At 73.0% G+C, this 18,294-nt stretch carries 16 protein-coding genes, 3 tRNA genes and 1 pseudogene; 8 read left to right on the top strand and 12 right to left on the bottom strand.

The features are described from left to right. Positions 1-96: 96 nt before the first annotated feature. Complete coding sequence (locus ABZ793_RS19775) at positions 97-1,146, bottom strand: LCP family protein (protein ID WP_357459141.1); 1,050 nt, start codon at positions 1,144-1,146, stop codon at positions 97-99. A gap of 176 nt (positions 1,147-1,322) precedes the next feature. On the opposite strand from ABZ793_RS19775, the gene ABZ793_RS19770 reads away from it, so the two are divergent. Then, positions 1,323-2,156: a class I SAM-dependent methyltransferase gene (locus ABZ793_RS19770; protein WP_357459138.1), complete on the top strand. Its 834-nt coding sequence runs from the start codon at positions 1,323-1,325 to the stop codon at positions 2,154-2,156. A gap of 53 nt (positions 2,157-2,209) precedes the next feature. On the opposite strand, the gene ABZ793_RS19765 is transcribed toward ABZ793_RS19770, so the two are convergent. The 7 genes from ABZ793_RS19765 to ABZ793_RS19735 form a co-directional block, all read right to left on the bottom strand. Continuing rightward, positions 2,210-2,749 (bottom strand): GNAT family N-acetyltransferase, encoded by a 540-nt coding sequence (locus tag ABZ793_RS19765; RefSeq protein WP_357459135.1) that lies wholly within the window; start codon positions 2,747-2,749, stop codon positions 2,210-2,212. A gap of 93 nt (positions 2,750-2,842) precedes the next feature. Then, positions 2,843-2,925: transfer RNA gene (locus ABZ793_RS19760), tRNA-Leu, on the bottom strand. 99 nt (positions 2,926-3,024) lie between these two features. Further along, positions 3,025-3,501, bottom strand: a complete 477-nt coding sequence (gene bcp, locus ABZ793_RS19755; RefSeq protein WP_350702826.1) for a thioredoxin-dependent thiol peroxidase — start codon at positions 3,499-3,501, stop codon at positions 3,025-3,027. A 279-nt stretch (positions 3,502-3,780) separates the two neighbouring features. Continuing rightward, the gene (locus ABZ793_RS19750; protein WP_357459131.1) at positions 3,781-4,881 is read right to left on the bottom strand and encodes a hypothetical protein; all 1,101 of its coding nucleotides are present in this window, start codon (positions 4,879-4,881) and stop codon (positions 3,781-3,783) included. After that, positions 4,878-5,594, bottom strand: a complete 717-nt coding sequence (locus ABZ793_RS19745) for a thioredoxin domain-containing protein (RefSeq protein WP_357459128.1) — start codon at positions 5,592-5,594, stop codon at positions 4,878-4,880. Before ABZ793_RS19745 ends, ABZ793_RS19750 begins: the two co-directional genes overlap by 4 nt. Then, a complete protein-coding gene (locus ABZ793_RS19740) occupies positions 5,587-6,105 on the bottom strand; it encodes a MauE/DoxX family redox-associated membrane protein (protein ID WP_357459125.1) in 519 nt (172 codons plus the stop codon). Before ABZ793_RS19740 ends, ABZ793_RS19745 begins: the two co-directional genes overlap by 8 nt. A 49-nt stretch (positions 6,106-6,154) precedes the next feature. Beyond that, on the bottom strand, positions 6,155-6,739 hold the full coding sequence (locus ABZ793_RS19735) for a sigma-70 family RNA polymerase sigma factor (protein ID WP_357459122.1): 585 nt from the start codon (positions 6,737-6,739) through the stop codon (positions 6,155-6,157). A gap of 107 nt (positions 6,740-6,846) precedes the next feature. Between ABZ793_RS19735 and ABZ793_RS19730 the strand changes: the two genes are divergently transcribed. The 4 genes and pseudogenes from ABZ793_RS19730 to ABZ793_RS19715 all read left to right on the top strand — a co-directional run. After that, positions 6,847-7,491, top strand: coding sequence for a zf-HC2 domain-containing protein (locus ABZ793_RS19730; RefSeq protein WP_357459119.1), 645 nt, complete (start codon positions 6,847-6,849; stop codon positions 7,489-7,491). 109 nt (positions 7,492-7,600) lie between these two features. Next, a complete protein-coding gene (locus ABZ793_RS19725; protein ID WP_357459115.1) occupies positions 7,601-9,262 on the top strand; it encodes a copper resistance protein CopC in 1,662 nt (553 codons plus the stop codon). A 15-nt stretch (positions 9,263-9,277) separates the two neighbouring features. Next, positions 9,278-10,000, top strand: coding sequence for a YcnI family protein (locus ABZ793_RS19720; RefSeq protein ID WP_357459113.1), 723 nt, complete (start codon positions 9,278-9,280; stop codon positions 9,998-10,000). A gap of 683 nt (positions 10,001-10,683) precedes the next feature. Next, positions 10,684-10,899 (top strand): annotated as a pseudogene (locus ABZ793_RS19715) (hypothetical protein); the annotation flags it as partial. A 510-nt stretch (positions 10,900-11,409) separates the two neighbouring features. Here ABZ793_RS19715 and ABZ793_RS19710 read toward each other — a convergent pair. Further along, entirely contained in the window at positions 11,410-12,678 is a 1,269-nt protein-coding gene (locus ABZ793_RS19710) for a glycosyltransferase 87 family protein (RefSeq protein ID WP_357459109.1), read from the bottom strand. A gap of 75 nt (positions 12,679-12,753) precedes the next feature. On the opposite strand from ABZ793_RS19710, the gene orn reads away from it, so the two are divergent. Beyond that, positions 12,754-13,344 (top strand): oligoribonuclease, encoded by a 591-nt coding sequence (gene orn, locus ABZ793_RS19705; RefSeq protein WP_357459106.1) that lies wholly within the window; start codon positions 12,754-12,756, stop codon positions 13,342-13,344. A gap of 97 nt (positions 13,345-13,441) precedes the next feature. Continuing rightward, positions 13,442-13,514: transfer RNA gene (locus ABZ793_RS19700), tRNA-His, on the top strand. Positions 13,515-13,566: 52 nt separating this feature from the next. Here ABZ793_RS19700 and ABZ793_RS19695 read toward each other — a convergent pair. Both ABZ793_RS19695 and ABZ793_RS19690 read right to left on the bottom strand, forming a co-directional pair. Next, positions 13,567-14,859 (bottom strand): Ig-like domain-containing protein, encoded by a 1,293-nt coding sequence (locus ABZ793_RS19695; protein ID WP_357459103.1) that lies wholly within the window; start codon positions 14,857-14,859, stop codon positions 13,567-13,569. Between the two features lie 336 nt (positions 14,860-15,195). Beyond that, positions 15,196-16,452 (bottom strand): Ig-like domain-containing protein, encoded by a 1,257-nt coding sequence (locus tag ABZ793_RS19690; protein ID WP_357459100.1) that lies wholly within the window; start codon positions 16,450-16,452, stop codon positions 15,196-15,198. Between the two features lie 187 nt (positions 16,453-16,639). Between ABZ793_RS19690 and ABZ793_RS19685 the strand changes: the two genes are divergently transcribed. Then, positions 16,640-16,715 (top strand) — tRNA-Lys (locus ABZ793_RS19685). A gap of 225 nt (positions 16,716-16,940) precedes the next feature. Here the strand turns inward: ABZ793_RS19685 and ABZ793_RS19680 are convergent. Further along, positions 16,941-18,227 (bottom strand): low temperature requirement protein A, encoded by a 1,287-nt coding sequence (locus tag ABZ793_RS19680; RefSeq protein WP_357459097.1) that lies wholly within the window; start codon positions 18,225-18,227, stop codon positions 16,941-16,943. Positions 18,228-18,294 lie beyond the last annotated feature (67 nt).

The following is an 18,294-nucleotide window of genomic DNA, read 5'->3' as shown; positions in this document are numbered from 1 at the left end:
GTTGACTGCCCCGTACGTTGCATGACAGACCCGAGGCGAACGAAGGATACGACCGAGGCAGTCGCCTCACCAGAGCCGGTACGTCAGTCCGACCTCCTACTTTCCGGTGCTCAGGATCTCCGGCACCGCGTCACGCCGCACCGCGTCGTAGAAGGTCTTCGCCTTCTCCGTGTTCGCGAACACGACGCTCTCGCTGCCCACCCGTCCCGTGCCCTTCGTCGGACTGGTCATGAAGACGAGGTTGCTGCCGCGCAGGCCGCGCAGGTCGGTCGCCATTCCGAGCAGCGACATGTCCTCGTCCACCGACACCGCGTTCGACGTCGCCTTCACGAACGAGTTCAGCTTGCCGGGGTTCGTCACGATGCCCCCGGACACGGCCCGGTCCAGGATCGCCTTGATGACCTGCTGCTGGTGGCGGATGCGCGCGAAGTCGCCATCGGGGAACTGCTTGCGCTGCCGTGAGTAGTCGAGCGCCGTCTCACCGTCCATGCGCTGCATGCCCTGGCGGAATGTCCGGAACGGAGGGTGGATCGAGGTGAAGTTCTTCTCCGAGTTGATGTCGATGCCGCCCAGCGCGTCGATGATCTCCTTGAATCCCGCGAAGTCGACCATCATGACGTGGTCGATCCGCACGCTGGTGAACTTCTCGACGGTCTGCACCATCAAGGGCACCCCGCCCCACGCGTACGCGGCGTTGATCTTGGCGTCCCGGCCGCCGTGGTTGCCGTCCTTGGCGCGGGGCACGGCCACCCAGGTGTCCCGGGGGATCGAGATGAGCTGGGCGCTGGACCGGTCCTTCGGCAGGTGGGCCAGGATGATCGTGTCCGTGCGGGAACCCGACGTGCTCTCCGGATCGCGGGTGTCGCTGCCCAGGATCAGGATGTTCATGGCGCCCTTGGCCACCGCCTGCGGGCGGCCCTCCTCCGGAACGCCCGCGAAGGCGTCGACCCGCTCGATGTCCGACTCCACCGAGCGCAGGTAGAGCCCGCCCGCGATCATGCCGGCACCCCCGAGCAGTGCCACCACCAGCAGGCTGATGAGGGCGATCCGCCGCCATCGACGACGCGGCTTGCCATGCCTTCCCCGCGGGGTGTCGGCGTTGTCAGCGACGGGGTCCGGCTCGACGAACTGGTGTGCACCTGGCATGGCGCGATGCTACTTACGCAAGCGAGTGCGCGCGTACCCTCATCCGCTCCGGGGATGGCCCCTCCTCCTACCGGTCAGAACGCTATGGAGACGGCTGGCCCTCGTGTCCCCGCCGTCCAAGGCCATGGATGAAACTTTTTCCGCGGCTGTTTCCCTTCGCCTGGTAGAACCCTCTCGTGGACGCAACGAAGCTCCGGCGAGCCATCGCCCGCACCCCCGTCGCCCCCGTCGCCGCCTTCCCCAAGCGCCTGGCCCGGGTCGCCCGCCACGACGCCAAGGTGCTGCGCACGTCGGCCCGGTGGCTGTTCACCTCCCGGGAGCACCACAACTACACGTACGAGCTGACCAAGCTGAGCCGGCACCACCTCGCCTGGTTCGTCAGCGTGGTCTGCGACGTGCCCGTCAAGCAGGTCCGCGCGTACTTCGGCGAGATCGAGTCGGACGACGTGCTGCGCCGGCACATCGAGTCCGCCACCGCCGGCGCGGCCCGCCGGGGCCTCGCCGACCGGCACGTCCGCTACGCCCGCCGGATCGGCTGGTACGCGATCGTCCGCGCCACGCGACCGCAGCACGTCGTGGAGACCGGCGTCGACAAGGGGCTCGGCAGTTGCGTCCTGGCCGCCGCGCTGCTGCGCAACGCCGCCGACGGGCACCCCGGCCGGGTCACCTCGCTGGACATCAACCCCGAGGCCGGCTACCTCGCCCGGACCGCGCCCTGGTCCGAGGTGGTCGACCTGGTGATCGGCGACTCCATCGCCTCCATCGCCGCGCTGGACCGGCCGGTCGACCTCTTCCTGCACGACAGCGACCACAGCCGGGCCCACGAGAAGCGCGAGTTCGAGGCGGTCGAGGGCAAGCTCGCGCCGGGCGCGATCCTGCTCACCGACAACGTGACCGCCACCAACGTCCTCGCCGAGCACGCCGAGCGCACCGGCCGGAAGTTCCTCGCCTACCGGGAGACCCCGGCCAACCACTGGTACCCGGGGGACGGCATCGGCGTGGCCTGGTGACCGGGCGCGGCTGAGCCGTCGGCTCGGCGCGCGGCCGTGGGCGAAGCGGTCGGTCAGCGCGCGGGCGCGTGCGGGGCGGTCAGGTCGAGCCACATGAGGATCTCGTCGCGGTCGTCGCCGGGCGCGACCCGCAGGGCGCCGGGCAGGCGCCCGATCTCCCGGTAACCGAGCCGCCGGTAGAAGCGGTCCAGCCCCAGCCCGTCCCGGACCGTCACGTGCAGCGCCTCCCGGCCCAGTTCGCGGCCGAGGCGTTCGGCCTCGCGCATCAGCGTCAGGCCGTACCCGTGGCCCTGGGTGTCCGGGTGGACCATCACCCGCTTCAGCACGCACCAGTGCGCCTTCAGGTTGAACCGGTTGTCGCAGAAGATCAGCGCCGCGACGAGGCGGTCGCCCGCGTACCCGAGCAGGAGGCGGTCCGGGCCATCGACGATGCCGGCGAACGTCGGCTCCGCGGTGCGCCGGACGTCGGCGGCGGTGACCGGCGGCACGAAGCCGACCGCCCCGCCGGCGTTCGTGACGTCGACCCAGAGCGCGACGATCGCCTCGCGCAGGTCGGGGGTCAGTTCGGGGTCGAGGACGAAGCGCAGGGTCACCGGGCAATCCTGACCGCGCTGGGCCCGCGCCGACCCGCGATCGTGACGCGTCCAACAGCGCAGCCGGTGGTGCGGGCGGGGTGGACCCCGAAGTGCGGGAGGGGGGATTCGAACCCCCACGTCCTTTCGGACAATAGGACCTAAACCTACCGCGGCTGCCGTTACGCCACTCCCGCCGACCCGCTGAGTCTAGAGCGTCGGGTCACGACGGTGCCGAGCCCGCCTCGCCGGCCGGGTGGCGAGACGCCCCCGCGGCCGGTCGAGGGCGGCCGGACTCAGTCGAGCCCGAGGTCGCGGCGCAGCTTGGCGACGTGGCCCGTCGCCTTGACGTTGTAGAGCGCGCGCTCGATCTTCCCGTCGGCGTCGATCACGAAGGTCGAGCGGATCACGCCGGTCACCGTCCGGCCGTACGACTGCTTCTCGCCGTACGCGCCGTACGCGATCAGCACCGACTTGTCGGTGTCCGCGACCAGCGGGAAGGTGATGGCGTCGCGTTCGCGGAACTTCGCCAGCTTCTCCGGCTTGTCCGGCGAGATGCCGACGACCTCGTAGCCGGCCGCCTGGAGCGAGGCGAGCGAGTCGCGGAAGTCGCAGGCCTGCTTCGTGCAGCCGGGCGTCATGGCCGCCGGGTAGGCGTACAGCACGACCTTGCGGCCACGCAGGTCGGCCAGCGAGAGCGTCTCGCCGGTGTCGGTGGGCAGGCGGAAGTCGGGGGCGGGGTCACCGGGGGAGAGGCGGTCGGGCGCGGTCATGGTCACGACCCTACCGCCGGTGCCGGCCCGCCGGCCCCGGGCGACGCGCCGGCACCGCGCCCGGCGTCCGGTACCTCCGGCCCGCGTCCGGTGCGCTCCGGCCCGACGTCCGTGCGGCGGACGGTGATCGATGCCATGCGCGGTTGCCGGATATCGGCAAACAGTGATGTACGGGAAATGCGCTGACCCCGCGGGGGGCGCGGACGGACCGCCGATGCGTGGGAGGTCGTGGGGAAACGCTGGCGATGCCCCGCTGACCCCCACCCCGCCCCGGAGTCGTCAGGGGCGGGGCGCCGTGGGGCTGGGGGTGGGAGAGGGGGAGGGGCGGCGGGAGGCGGCGTGGAGGCGGAGGGCGCCGGCCGCCGCGGCACCGACGCCGGTGACCAGGACGACGGCGACCAGGATCCGGGCCGCCGTCGCCGGCCACGGGACGGGGGCGACGGCGCGGGCGAAGACCGCGGCGTTCGCCACCCCGGCGAAGAGCGCCAGGCAGGCGCCGGCCAGCGCCAGCGCGAAGTCGGCGGCCGGCCGTCGGGCCAGCGCGTACACCCCGGCGGCGATCGCGCCGAGCCCGGTCAGCAGCGCCCACACCTGCCCGCCGAGCAGGCCGGTCAGCACGCCGCCGACGCCCCGCGCCCCGGCGTCGAGCTCCCGGCCCACGGTGAACGCCACCGCGGCCACCCCGCCGAGCACCAGCAGCCCGCCGAGCCCGGCCAGCGCCCGCGCGCCCGGCGCCGACCCGGCCGGCAGCAGCCCCAGCGCGCCGACCGCGAGCAGCCCGACCGTGGCGACCACCCACCAGGCGTACGCGTCCGGCGGCGGCACCCAGTCCAGGGTGCCGCGGATCTCCATCGGCTCGGCGCCGGCGCGCAGCGGCACCACCCAGTCCCGCACCCGGTGCTCCCGGTCGGGGGCGGCCCGCACCTGCGGCGGCGGCGCCGACTCGCGCCAGAGCGCCCGCTGGTCGTGCCAGCGCGCCGTGGACGAATCGTCGACCCGCCGCCAGTCCGGCGGTGCGGCCGGGTCCGCCTCGGCCGGCAGCCGGGTGTCCCCGGCGATGGTCCGGTTCAGGTACGTCGCGGGGGAGCGGACGTTCTCGTACACCCCGTCGGGACCCACCCGCAGGTACGGCTCGCCGGAGTAGCCGACCACCTCGACGGCGTGGTCGCCGGTGTTGGTCAGCTCCAGCCGGGCGCCCGCCTCCACCACCCGTACGCTCAGCCCCGCCCGGGCCGGGGTGACCGCCGTCACCTCGGTGCGGTAGTCGGTGCCGTCGGGGGCGTCCGCCCCGTGCGCGGCCGCCGGCCCGGCGAGCGCGAGCGTCGCGGCCAGCGCGGCGGCGAGCACCAGGCCGGCGCGGGCCAGCAGGTCACGGATCACTTGCCGGCCGCCTCCACCGCCGCCTTGATCCCCTCCGGGCTGCGGTCGGCGACTTCCTGGCCGTCGACCACGATGGTCGGGGTGCCGGTGATGCCGGCCTTGCTGGCCTCGTCGGTCACGTGCTCCGTCCACGGCTTGAAGGTGCCCTCCCGCAGGCAGGAGGCGAACCCGTCCCGGTCGACGCCGGCGCCCGCCGCGATGTCCACCAGCTCGTCGTCGCTGAGCCCGGCGCCGCCCTCCGGCGGCTGCCGGTCGAACAGTGCCTTGGCGTACTCCCGGTACCGGCCGCTCTCGGCCGCGCAGCCGGAGGCCGCCGAGGACCGGGTCGAGTACTGGGTGGTGGAGAAGCGGTTGAGGTAGGCCACGGGGTGGTAGACGACCCGGACCTTGCCCTCGCTGATGAGCTGGTCGATCGTCGGGCCGCTGACCTGCTCGAACTGCTTGCAGGCCGGGCAGAGGAAGTCCTCGTAGATGTCCACGGTGACCGGGCCCGAGCCGGCGACGACGCCGGTGCCGGCCTCGTTCGCGCCGGTCGGCGGGGTGAAGTCGTCGGAGCGCTGGCTGGAGTAGATGCTCCAGCCGATGAGGCCGGCGATCACCAGGACGGCGACGGCGGCCACGGAGACCCAGAGCGTCCGCTTGCGCCGCTGCTCCCGGGCGAGCTGTTCGCGGACCACCCGCGCGGCGCCCTTCTGCCCCTTGCGACTACTCATTCTCGTCCTCCACGGGTACGTCCCCCGTCAGCCAGCCGTCCACGGAGACGGGCGTGCGGGGCCAGATCAGCAGGAATCCGGCCAGTGCCAGGAATCCCAGGTCCCGGAGGATCTCCGGGAGGTAGCTCGGCGCCTGCCCCTCGGCGAGCTGGCCGCCGCTGCCGAAGCAGCCGCAGTCGATCGCCAGGCCCCGGCTCCAGGCCGAGGCGATGCCGGCGACGAAGACCACCAGCAGCGCCGCGGAGACCGCGGCGCTCAGCCGGGTGGCCAGCCCGAGGAGCAGTAGCACGCCCAACGCCAGCTCCACGAAGGGCAGCGCCGCGCCGACCACCGTGGCGACGTCGTAGGGCATGACCTGGTACGCGTTGACGGCGCGACCGGAGGCGGCCAGGTCACCGACCTTGCTGCCGCCGGCGATCAGCCAGACGGCGGCCAGGCCCAGCCGGGCGGCCACGCCGAGCCAGGGGCGGACGGCCGGCCAGCGGGCGGCCGGAGTACGGGGGGCGGTCACGATCATTGGACGTCGCGTCCGCCACGGAAGTTCCCGGCCACGTTCCCGCTCATCCGGCGAGGGCGTCGCCGACCGCCTCGACGAGGTCGTTGCGGGCCCGGGCCACCCGGGAGCGGATGGTGCCCACCGGCACCCCCTCCACGGCGGCGGCCTCGGCGTACGACAGGCCGAGCAACTGGGTGAGCACGAACGCCCCGCGCCGCTCGGCGGAGAGCCGGCGGACCAGGTCGGCGGCGCCGAGCTGGCCGGCGGGGTCGGGGTGCGACCGGCCTGCCCCCGCGTCGGCCGCGAGCCGCTCGTCGAGCCGCCGGCGGCGCACGACCGTGCGCAGGTGGTCGGCGCAGGCCCGCCGGGCGATGCCGAGCAGCCAGGTCCGCGCGCTGGACCGCCCCTCGAACGCCGGCAGCCCCCGGAACGCCCGCAGGTAGGTCTCCTGCGTCAGGTCGTCGGCGCTGTCCGGGTCAACCAGCGCGGCGGCGAAGCGCCACACCTCGGCCTGGGTGAGCCGGACGAAGGCGGCCTGGGCGACGGGATCCCCGTCGCGGGCGGCCAGCGCCCACACCGTCGCCGACTCGCGCGCGGCGGCGGCGTCGGTGGGACCGACGGCGGAGGTGTCGCGCGGGGCGGGGATCACGACAACCCAGGTTACGCGGCACGGCAGGAGGGGGCAGGGTCCTTCGGCCCTTCCATGGCCTGCGCCACGCCGGGAACTTTCCCGGCTCGCCGCACGACTACCCGCTCATGACATGCGACGACGTACGCACGGCGCTGTCGGCGCGGCTGGACGGCGAGGACCCGCAGGCGGCGTCGGCGGTGCTGGACGCGCACACGGCGCGTTGCCCCGGCTGCCGCGCCTGGCTGGCCCGGGCCGAGCAGGTGACCCGGCTGGCCCGGGTGCGGGCGGTGGCGGTGCCCGACCTGACGGCCTCGGTGCTCGCGGCGGTCGCCGCCGACCCGGTCGCGGCCCGGCGCGCGCCGGAGGCGACCCGGCGGGCCCGCCGTCAGGTGCTGCGGGTCGCCGTCGCGGTCGCCGCCGCCGCCCAGTTGTCGATCGCGCTGCCGGTGCTGCTGGCCGGGCTGGACGTGACCGTCGACCCGCACACCAGCCGCGAGATGGCCTCCTTCGACGTGGCGCTGGCCGTCGGCTTCGCGCTGGCCGCGTGGCGGCCGGAGCGGGCCCGCGCGTTCGTGCCGGTGGCGCTGGTGCTGGCGGTGTGCCTGGCCGGCACCAGCGCCGTCGACATCGCCAACTCCACCACCGCCCTCGTGCACGAGGTCGGCCACCTGGCCGCCGTGGTGCAGGCGGGGCTGCTGTGGGCGCTGGGCCGGGTCGGCGGCGAGTCCGGCAGCCCGGTGTCGACGTCACTCCGGGCCCGGCATGGCTGACCACGCTCCGCCCCGGGCACGCACGCCCGAGCAGGGAGTCGCGCGGGCCGGTGGGCCTCGGGCAGTTCCGCACGGTCGGACTCGCGCCCGGCGGGTCGGGTCCGCGAGCATGACCGGCATGAGTGTCGCCAACCGTCGCCGGTTCGCCCGGCTGACCGCCGCCGTCGGCCTGCTGATCGCCGTCGTCGCCCTGTTGATCGCCCCCGCCGGCCCCGCCAGCGCCCACGCGGTGCTGGTGAGCAGCAGCCCGGTCGCCTCGGCGGTGGTGTCGAGCGGGCCGGCCGAGGTGGTGCTGACCTTCAGCGAGTCCGTCCGCAAGGTGCCGGGCAAGATCCGGGTGATCGCGCCGGACGGTTCCCGCGCCGACCGGGGCGAGCCGAGCTTCTCCGGCAGCGTGGTCACGATCCCGGTCGACTCGGCCGGGGGGCGCGGCACCTACCTGGTCAGCTACCGGGTGATCTCCGCCGACAGCCATCCGGTCTCCGGCGCGTTCACCTACTCCGTCGGCGCGCCCTCCACGCCCCCGGTCGACACCGGGGACGACAGCCGGGCCGACCCGGTGGTCGGCAACGCGGTCAAGGTCGCCAAGTACGTCGGCTACGCCGGCCTGCTGCTGCTCGTCGGCCCGGCGATGGTCCTCGCCGCGCTGTGGCCCCGGCGGCTGCCCCGGCAGGGCCCGGCGCGGCTGGCCTGGGCCGGGCTCGGCCTGGTGGTGCTCTCCACCGTGGCGAACCTGCTGCTCCAGGTGCCCTACACCGCCGGCGGGGGCGTGTTCGACGTGACCGGCGAGGGGCTCAGCGCGGTGCTGGGCAGCACCTTCGGCGCGGCGCATCTGGTGCGGCTGGGCCTGCTGGCCGCGGCGGCGTTCCTGCTCCGGCCGCTGCTGGCCGGGCCGGTCGGCCGCGCCGACCTGGTGATCCTGGGCATCCTCGGGGTGGCGGCCCTGCTGACCTGGCCGCTGGCCGGGCACCCGGCGGCCTCGCCCGCCCCGGCGGTCTCCGTCGTCGTCGACGCGGTCCACCTGGGCAGCATGGCCGTCTGGCTGGGCGGGCTGGTGATGCTCGCCGCCTTCCTGCTGCGCCGGGCCGACGAGCGGGAACTGGGCGCGATCCTGCCGATCTGGTCGCGCTGGGCGACGCTGGCCGTCTCGGCGCTGCTGCTCGCCGGCACCGTCCAGGCGCTGATCGAGGTCGCCACGCCGGGCGCGCTGGTCGACACCACCTACGGGCGGCTGCTGCTCGGCAAGATCGGGCTGTTCGCGCTGGTCATCGTGGTGGCCGCGTACTCCCGGCAGTTGGTGCGCCGCACGGCGGCCGGGCGGCCGACGCCGATGCGGCGGGCGGTCTGGGCGGAGTTGGCGATCACCGCCGTGGTGCTCGGCCTGACCGCCGTCCTGGTGCAGACCACCCCGGCCCGCACCGCCGGCTCCGACGTGACCGGCGGTTCCCCCGGTTACTTCTCCACGACGCTGTCCAGCCCGATCTACTCCCTCCAGGTGGAGCTGGACCCGGCCGAGCGGGGCAACAACACCGTGCACTTCTACGCGTACACGAAGGACAACCGGCCACAGCCGGTGGTGGAGTGGCGCGCCACGGCGGCCCTGCCGTCGGCCGGGATCGAAGCGATCGAGGTCCCGCTGCTGCCGCTGACCGACAACCACGCCACCGGCGAGATCAACCTGCCGGCGGCGGGGGAGTGGCAGTTGCGCGTGACCGTCCGCACGTCCGACATCGACCAGGCCACGGTGACCGCCACCGTGCCGATCAGGTAACAGGAAGGCTCCCAGATGATCCGTCTCCGGCGTACCGCAGCCGCCCTGGCGCTCGGCGCCGTCGCCACCGCCGTCCTCGGCTTCGCGGCGCCCGCCTCCGCCCACGTTTCGGTCAACCCGCAGGAGGCGACCCAGAGCGGCTACGGCCGGTTCGCCTTCCGGGTGCCGAACGAGAGCGACACCGCCTCCACGACCAAGGTGGAGGTGGTGCTGCCCGAGAACGCGCCGGTGGGCTCCGTGTCGACCATGCCGGTGCCGGGCTGGACGGTGGCGGTGGAGAAGCGCAAGGTCGACCCGCCGGTCGAGGTGCACGGCAGCCAGCTCACCGAGGTCGTCGCCAAGCTCACCTGGACGGCGACCGGAAACGCGGGGGTCAAGCCCGGCGAGTTCCAGGAGTTCCCGGTCTCGATGGGTCCGCTGCCGCAGGTCGACACGATGGTCTTCAAGACGCTGCAGACCTACTCCGACGGCAACGTGCAGCGCTGGATCGAGGAGCCGACCCCCGGCGGGGAGGAGCCGGAGAGCCCGGCCCCGGTGCTCACCCTCACCGCGGCCTCGCCGTCGGCCGCCCCCACCGGCGGCGCCGCCCCGGCACAGGCCGACGACGATGACGACGCCGAGGGCGTCGGCCTGGCCACCGGGCTCGGCATCGCCGGCCTGGTCGCCGGGGCGGGGGGCCTGTTGCTCGGCGGTCTCGCCTTCGCGCGGAGCCGGCGGGAGCCCGCGCCGAAGGCGTAAGCCTCTTCCCACCCTTTACCGGCCCGTCGGCGTACCCGGCGGGCCGGCGGCTTTCCGGGCCGGTGCCGTGGATATCCGCTGATCAGTCGGTCCTCGTCGGTAAGGTCGGCCGGGGTATCCGGCTACGGAGGGGGACGAGGCGAATGCGGTTCGTGCGGGCGCTCGGCGGAGTGCTGCTGCTGACCATCGGGATTCCGGCGCTGCTCGCCGGCGGTGTGCTCGGGATGCTCACCCGGCACGCCGACCCGGCAGGCGCCTTCAGCGCCCGGTTCGAGACCGTGCACACCCCCGGGCACGCGGTGGTCGTCCGGGACCTCGACGAGCTGCTGCGCGCGGAGGCGCCGTTCGCCCGGGTTGGGCAGGCCCGGCTCCGGCTGGACGCCCGCACGGCCGACGGCCCGGCCTTCGTCGGGCTGGCCCCCGCCGACGAGGTGCGGCGCTGGCTCGACCCGGTGCCGCACGCCGAGGTCCGCCGGGTGGCCCTGGCCCGGGGCCCGCTGCCGGTCCGGCTGGAGCCCGCCGCGCCGGCCGCCGGCTCCACACCGGCCGCCGGCACCGCGCCGGCCGTCACGCCGATCGGTCAGCCCTTCTGGGTACGCGAGGGGATCGGCACGCTGGAGTGGTCCCCGCAGGAGCTGGCCGACCGGCGGCTGAGCCTGGTGGTGCTGCGTCCCGACGGGCGGGCCGACCTGACCCTGGAGCTGCGCGCCGGGCTGCGGGCCGGCTGGACCGCCCCGGCGACCGCGGGCCTGCTGGCCGGCGGGGTGCTGGCGGTGGTGCTCGCCGTGCTGCTGCTGTTGCGCCCGGTACGCCCGCGCGAGGTGGTCTTCGTGGTCGAACCGGACCAGGTGCCGGTGCTGGCTGGGCGGCTCGGCGTGACCTCGCTCAGCGGGCTGGGCGCCCAGCCGACCCGGGACAGCGACCGGTCCCGGGTCGTCGGGCGTCAGCTCGCCTCGGTCGGCGCCGGCCCCGCGCCGTCCCGGGCCGCCATCGGGCCGGTGCCCGCGCGCCGCCCCGCGACGCTCGCCGACCTCGCCGGCGGCGACCCGGCGGTCCGCCCGCCCGAGGTGACCCTCAGCCTGGCCTGGCCGCCGACCGTTGCCGAGGCGACGGCCGCGCCGGCCCCGACAGAGGGACGGCCCCGCCCGGACTCCCCGACCACGGCGGACTCCCCGCCCACCGCGGATTCCCCGGCCGCCCCGGATACCCCGGCGGCCCCAGAATCCCCGCCCACCCCGGCCTCCCCGGCGGCCCCGGATTCCCCGGACGCCGCGCGCTGACCGTGCCCGGGCGGCCCGGACGGCGAGTGGCCCTCCGCGCTGCCGACGCGGAGGGCCACCTTCACCGGGGGATCGGTGCTACCCGAGAGACACCTGAGGTAGTTGTGACCAGATTAGCGGTGAACGGGGCTACTCGGGAAGACTGTCCATTTGGTGTGACTTCCCGGCCCGGCGCCCGACCGGCAGCGCCACCAGCAGCAGCAGGCTCAGCAGCACGTACGTGTTGCGCACCAGGAACTCGCCCGGCGAGTCGGTGCGCACCGGGGCGACGCCCCAGTCGTAGAAGGTCACCACGCCGTACACGATCAGGGCGGTCGTGCCGACGGCGAGCGCGGCCAGCCAGTTCCGGCGGCGGAGGCCCTCGCCGGTGCCGGGGTCGGCGCTCATCGCCGCGTCCGCCAGCACCACCACCGCGGGGATGAACCAGTAGATGTGGTGGGTCCAGGTGATGGGGCTGACCAGCGCGCCGACCAGCCCGGTGAGGGCGAGCCCGGTGAGCGGGTCCCCGGCCCGGGCGGCCCGCGCCGCCCGCCACAGCCCGTACCCGGCGACGACCGCGACCAGCAGCAGCCAGAGCATCCGGTCCGGCTTCTCCGGGGCGGTGATGCGACTGAGCAGCCCGAACAGCGACTGGTTGCCGGTGTAGTCGGTGCGGCCGACCCGGTCGGTCGCCCACAGCTCGTGGGTCCAGAACCGCCACGAGTCACGCGGCGCGACCGCCGCGGCGAGCAGGGTCGCGGCGGCGGCCGTCGCGCTCGCCACCGCCGCCGCCCGCCACCGCCGGGTGGCCAGCAGGTAGACGATGAAGATGCCCGGGAAGAGCTTGAGCGCCGTCGCCAGCCCGACACCCACGCCGGCCCACCGAGCCGCCCGGGGTACGGCGAAGAGCAGGTCGGCCAGGATCAGCACGACCAGCAGCATGTTGATCTGACCGAAGGTGATCGTCTCCCGCGTGCTCTCCACGGCCAGCACGAGCAGGACCGCCACCGTGAGGGTGAACACACGGGGCAGGCCGTGCCGGGCGATCACCGGCGCCGACAGCCAACGGGTGGTGACCACCACCGCGAGCGCGGTCAGGATCGTGAAGATCGTCACGGTGGCGCCCAGCGGCAGCAACGCGAACGGGCGCAGCAGCAGCGCGCTGAACGGCGGGTAGGTGAAGTAGAGCTCGCCCTGCACCCGGTCGGGCTGGACGTAGTCGTAGAGCGGGTTGCCGGCCGCCCACCAGTCCATCGCCCGCATGTAGATCTTCAGGTCGAAGAAGTCGTGTACCAGCCCGGGCAGGTAGAGCGCCGGCAGCACGGCGGCCAGTGCCAGCACGGCGGCGAGCCGACGGACCGTACGGCCGCCCGGGTCGTCGTCGGTGACGGCGGGCGGTGCGGCGGGTTCGGCTGGCACGGGGAAACCCTAGCGGTCGGGTCGCGCCACGGTGCGCGGGCGCGCGGCCGGCGGGGCTGCGCGTAGTCTGGGCCGGTGGCTGATCTTCTCGTCTGGATCGACTGTGAGATGACCGGGTTGGACCTCGGCAGGGACAAGCTGATCGAGGTCGCCGCGCTCGTCACCGATCCCGATCTCAACGTGCTCGGGGAGGGTGTCGACGTGGTGATCCACGCCGACGAGGCGGCGCTGGAGGCGATGCCGGAGATCGTCCGCACGATGCACGGCAAGTCGGGGCTGACCGAGGAGGTCCGGCGCTCGACGGTGACCCTGGCCGAGGCGGAGGACATGGTCCTCGACTACGTCGCCAGCCACGTCAAGGACCCGCGCACCGCGCCGCTGTGCGGCAACTCGATCGCCACCGACCGGGGCTTCATCGCCCGGGACATGCCGCGCCTCGACGCGCACCTGCACTACCGGATGATCGACGTCTCCTCGATCAAGGAGCTGTGCCGCCGCTGGTACCCGCGGGTGTACTTCGGCCAGCCGCAGAAGGGGCTCGCGCACCGGGCGCTGGCCGACATCCGGGAGAGCATCCGCGAGCTGGAGTACTACCGGCGGACCCTCTTCGTGCCGCTGCCCGGCCCCGACGTGGAGACCGCCAAGGCGATCGCCGCCCAACTCTGATTTCGGGGCGGAGAACCCGCTGGACGCGGCGGGCGGGGGTGGGGCTATTATTGGTCCGCACCCCGCCCGGGGCGATCGACCGGGCGCGGAAGGCATGGTGGCTGTAGCTCAGTTGGCAGAGCACCGGGTTGTGGTCCCGGTTGTCGTGGGTTCAATTCCCATCAGTCACCCGGTTGACGAAGGCCCCCTCCTCGCGGAGGGGGCCTTCGGCGTTTCCGGTGCTCAGGCGGTCGGGCTGGGCGCGGGCTCGCCGCTGGCGTCCGGGTCGGCCCCGGCCGGCTCGTACGGCAGGGCGCTGCCCTTGACGTACTCCTCCCAGCTCATGTTCCAGTCGGTCCAGCCGTTGCCGTTCTGCAGCTTGCGCTCGGTGCCCTTGACCGTGATCGGGTCGCCGATCCGCGTGTTGGCGAACAGCCAGGCGCCGTTGGCCATCGAGACGTTCACGCAGCCGTGCGAGACGTTCACGCTGCCCTGCTGCCCCTCCGACCAGGGCGCGGCGTGGATGAACTCGCCACCCCAGGTCAGCCGCTGGGCATAGTCGATCTTCGTGCGGTAGCCCTCCTCGGGGCCCAGCTCGTCGAAGGTGTCGAAGACCGTCTTGCGCAGCTTCTCGATCACCACCATGGTGCCGCTCGACGAGGGGGTGCTCTTCTTGCCGAGGCTGACCGGGATGGTCTTGACCACAGACCCGTTCTTCGTGACGGTCATCCGCTTGGTCTTGTTGTCCACAGTCATGATCACCGCGGCGCCGATCTTGATGTCGACGGTGAGGTCCGCCCGGCCGTACCAGCCGTCACCCAGCGGCAGGCCGCCGGCCTGGACGCGGTAGGAGACGGTGCTGCCGGCCTGCCAGAACTCCTTCGGGCGGTAGCGGATCTCCGTCGGGCTGACCCAGTGCCAGATGCCCTCCTGCGCCGGGGTGGAGGTGACCGTCATCCGGCGCTGTACGTCGTCGCGGTAGTCCTTCGGGATGGCCCGGCCGAACTTGACGATCAGGGGCATGCCGACGCCGACCACCTGGTCGTCGCCGAGGAAGCTGGTGATCCGGACCTGCTTGCCGGGCTTCGCCATGGTGGTGAAGGTGCTGGTCGCCGTGGCGGGCCGGCCGTCGTCGCCGGTCGCGGTCACGGTGGCGGTGTACGTCTCGCCGTACTCCAGCGCGCCGGCGGGCAGCCAACTCGTGCCGTCCGCGGCGAGCTTGCCCTCGACGGCCTCGCCGGCCGAGTCCTTGAGCTCGACGCTGGTCTCCTGGGCGTCCTTCGTGGTGAAGGTGATGCCGGTCGAGGCGGGCACGTCCTTCGCGTCGGCCTTGGGCTCGACGATCGTGGCCGCGGCCTTCGGCGCGGCGGGCTGGCCGCCGCCGTCCTGCCAGCCGGACGGCTTGCCTGCGTCGCCGTCGGTGCAGGCGGAGGTCAGGGCGAGTGCCGCAGCGAGCACCGCCGCCGCGATCCCACGGCGTCGCCCGCCCCGCCGGTCGTCCCCACGCCGGATCAGCTGGTCCTGGACAGCTCGCATGATTCCCTCACAGTCGTGGTCCCCGGTTGCCCATCGTCCCTCACTGACGCATCCGGACAGATACCCGTTCCTCAGGGTGAACCGAAACACGTCGGGCAGCCTGTCCGAATATTGATAAAAACGAGGGTTTTGCGAGGCGGGTTCGTGTTCCCTGGGGTTTCGTGTTCCCCGGGGCGACGAGGCGACAAGGCGGCGGGCCGGCCGGGGCGGCGACTCGGTCGACGACGTCGCGGTCGGGGGTCGTGACGAACGGCGGAGTCGGGTGCGACCCGGCCCGGAACGCGGCGACCGGCCCGCGGGTGCGGACCGGTCGCCGGATCGTCGGGTGGAGGTGCGTCAGAACGCCGGCCCCGCACCGCCCTCGGGCACCGGCAGGGCGCTGCCCTTGACGAACTCGGACCAGCTCACGCTCCACGCCGTCCAGCCGTTGCCGGCGGCCAGCTGGCGTTCGGTGCCCTTGATGGTGATCGGGTCGCCGACCTTCGTCTTCTCGAACAGCCACTTCGCGTTCGCCGTCGAGACGTTGACGCAGCCGTGCGAGACGTTCTGCCGGCCCTGCACGTGCTCCGACCAGGGCGCGGCGTGGATGTACTCGCCGCCCCAGGTGAGCCGCTGCGCGAAGTCGATCTCCGTGACGTAGCGGTTCTCCGGATCCGGGTCGTCCCGGGTGTCGAAGACGGTGGACTCCTTCTTCTCCATCACCACCATCGTGCCGCTGGAGGAGGGCGTCTTCTTCTTGCCGAGGCTCACCGGCAGGGTGCGGACCACCTGGCCGTCCTCGTACACCGTCATCTTCTTGGTCGCGTTGTCGACCTTCATCTCGAACGCCCGGCCGATCTTCGCGGTGGCCGCCCGGTCGACGTTGCCGTAACGGCCGTTGCTCAGCGGGATGCCGGCCAGCGCGATCCGGACGGTGAGGGTGGTGCCGGGCTTCCAGTACTCCGGCGCGCGGTAGTAGGCCTGGGTGCCGTTGTCGACCCAGTGCCAGGCGCCCGGCTGCGGCGGGTCGGTGTGCACGAACATGCGCTTCTGCACGGCGGCCCGGTCCTTCTTCGGGATGCCCGGGTGGAACTCGGCGACCACCGGCATCGCCACGCCGTACGTCTTGTCGTCGAAGAGGTACAGGCCCGAGCTGATCATGGACTTGGGCTTCGCCATCGTCGTGAAGGTGCTGGTGCCCTGGCTGGTCCCGCCGTCGGCGCCGGTGGCGGTGACCGTGGCCGTGTAGCGGGTGCCGTACTTCAGTGGCTTCGACGGCACCCAGGACGAGCCGTCGGCGCGCAGCCGCCCCTCGACCTGCTTGCCGTCGGCCGTGGTCAGCGTGACGCCGGACACCTTGCCGCCGTCGGGCAGCTCCGCGCTGATCTCGGAGCTGACCGGCTTGTTCTTCGCCCCGTCGGCCGGGCTCAGCGCCAGCGGCGGACCGCTCGGCGCCGCCGGAGTGGCGGGATCGGCCGCCGCGCTCGCCGTGGCCGGCGCGGTGCCGCCGACGAACTCCGCCTTCTTCTGCTCGTCGCCGCAGGCCGTCAGTGCCAGCGACGCCACCAGACCGAGGGCGCCCACCATCGCCCCGGCCCGCGCGAACCTGCCCATCCCCACCTCTGTTCTCGCGTACCTGGCGCACATCGTGCCGCATGGACCCCGCTCCTCAGGCCCCTGTCGTCGTACGACTGGTGGTTTTGCCCTTGGATGCCCCTTAAGCTCGACCGAAGGGGGGAGCCGGGGATCGGATTGGAACCCGGCTCGGAGGCCGTGCTAATGTTCTCCCCGTTGCCAGCGAGCGCCGCTAGCTCAACTGGCAGAGCAGCGGACTCTTAATCCGCGGGTTCGGGGTTCGAGTCCCTGGCGGCGCACCAGCAGTAACACCCTCAGGGCCGGTCGTGCAGACCGGCCCTGAGGCCTTTTGATGACCCCTACGACCGGGCCTGTCTGTGGTCGACCGCTGGGACTGCCGGGTCACCTCTGCGCGGACGTAGATCATGGAGGCGCATTCAAGCCAGGCCGCGTCGAGGTCTGTCAAGCATCTTCGATGCTTCGGCTGATGGTCAGCGACGCGTTCCGGTGGCGGCCCGCGTCAGCTCCTACGGGACAGCCCCTCCGCCCGAGTCGCTGTTGCCTCTGACTGTGGGTTCGCCCTCCGCCTCCTCGAAGAGCGTCTGGCGCAGTCGCCACCGGTGCCGGCGGCTGATGAGGAACTCGGTGACAGCCGTCACCAGGCAGACCCCGGCGAGGCAGGCCAGGGCCTGCAGAGCGGGCAGCCAGGCGGTGACCGGCAGTAGAGCCAGTAGGAGTGTGGCGGCGGCGAGTCGGGGCCAGATGACGATGAGGATGCCGTGACCGAGCCGCCCGTGGAACGCGGCGTGGGCTAGCAGGAACAGGGCGACGCCGCCGTACATCGCGTACCGGCCGGTCCGGTCGAGCGGGTCGCCGCGGTTGTATGAGTTGGCGCTCTCGATGAGGCCGGGCGTGTGTTTCAGTCCGAGGGAGAGCAGGATGATCCCCGCGATCATGGGTAGGTGCAGGTAGGTGTAGGCGTCCCGGGCGAGTCGTACCCGGTGGAGCGGGTCGGCGGTGCGCAGTGCGTGCTCTCCGACGAGCGCGGAGAGGTCGAAGTAGATCCATTCGAGGGAGCAGGCGATGACGGCGGCGAGCGCCGAGGCGATGAGGAAGCTCGCTGTGGCGTGCAGGTAGCTGCCGGTGACGCCGATCGACACCAGCACCTCGCCTAAGGCCAGGATGATGATCAGGTTGTGTCGCTCGGTCCAGTGCCGGGCGGAGAAGATCTGCCGACGCACGGGCAGCGCCATCCCGGCGCCGTAGTCGATACTGATGGCCAGTACCCACAGGGCTATCTGGCCGGCCAGCGTTGTCGTGCTGCCGAGCTCGCCCAGCGGCAGCAACGCGGCGCTGAGCAGTAGGCCGATGGCGGCGAGCGCCGGCACGGTGAGCGACACGATCTCGTGGCCCCGCAGGCTCGGCGTGGCGTACCAGCGTAGTCCCAGGTACAGAAGCCGGACTGTGGCGTAGCAGCCAACGAACCCGACAGGGGCTGCCACGCCGCCGGGAACATCCCTGAACGCGTCCAGCGTGACAGCCGCCAGCACGAACAACACCGGCGTTGTCGCCAGCAGGGTGAGCCTGGCCAGGCCGAAGTTTCCCCGTACCCGGTTGCTCAGCCAGGCGAAGAGCGACCACAACCACCAGAGCAGGGCCAGGACAAGCAGCCCGTGCACGACACCGAGCCCACCCTTGTCGGCGGTCATCAGCGTGGTGACCTGAATGAACGCGAAGACGAACACCACGTCGAAGAAGAGCTCTGCGGTGGAGACGCGAGAATGTTCGGAGATCCGCCAAATGCCTGGGCGCAACCTCTGGACCATGGAAGAGGCCTCCCGTGATCAGGCTGAGCTGGACCGCCGGCCATCCGCGTTGCAT

It is taken from the genome of Micromonospora sp. NPDC047465 (genome assembly GCF_040643125.1).
Classification (GTDB): Bacteria; Actinomycetota; Actinomycetes; order Mycobacteriales; family Micromonosporaceae; genus Micromonospora.
This window is presented reverse-complemented; position numbering and strand designations above follow the sequence as displayed.

Excerpts from the sequence above, each read along its gene's own strand:
- ABZ793_RS19775 (WP_357459141.1), bottom strand. The coding sequence starts at position 1,146 with ATGCCAGGTGCACACCAGTTCGTCGAGCCGGACCCCGTCGCTGACAAC.
- bcp (WP_350702826.1), bottom strand. The coding sequence starts at position 3,501 with ATGACCGCGCCCGACCGCCTCTCCCCCGGTGACCCCGCCCCCGACTTC.
- ABZ793_RS19745 (WP_357459128.1), bottom strand. The coding sequence starts at position 5,594 with ATGAGTAGTCGCAAGGGGCAGAAGGGCGCCGCGCGGGTGGTCCGCGAA.
- ABZ793_RS19730 (WP_357459119.1), top strand. The coding sequence starts at position 6,847 with ATGACATGCGACGACGTACGCACGGCGCTGTCGGCGCGGCTGGACGGC.
- ABZ793_RS19725 (WP_357459115.1), top strand. The coding sequence starts at position 7,601 with ATGACCGGCATGAGTGTCGCCAACCGTCGCCGGTTCGCCCGGCTGACC.
- ABZ793_RS19720 (WP_357459113.1), top strand. The coding sequence starts at position 9,278 with ATGATCCGTCTCCGGCGTACCGCAGCCGCCCTGGCGCTCGGCGCCGTC.
- ABZ793_RS19695 (WP_357459103.1), bottom strand. The coding sequence starts at position 14,859 with ATGCGAGCTGTCCAGGACCAGCTGATCCGGCGTGGGGACGACCGGCGG.
- ABZ793_RS19690 (WP_357459100.1), bottom strand. The coding sequence starts at position 16,452 with ATGGGCAGGTTCGCGCGGGCCGGGGCGATGGTGGGCGCCCTCGGTCTG.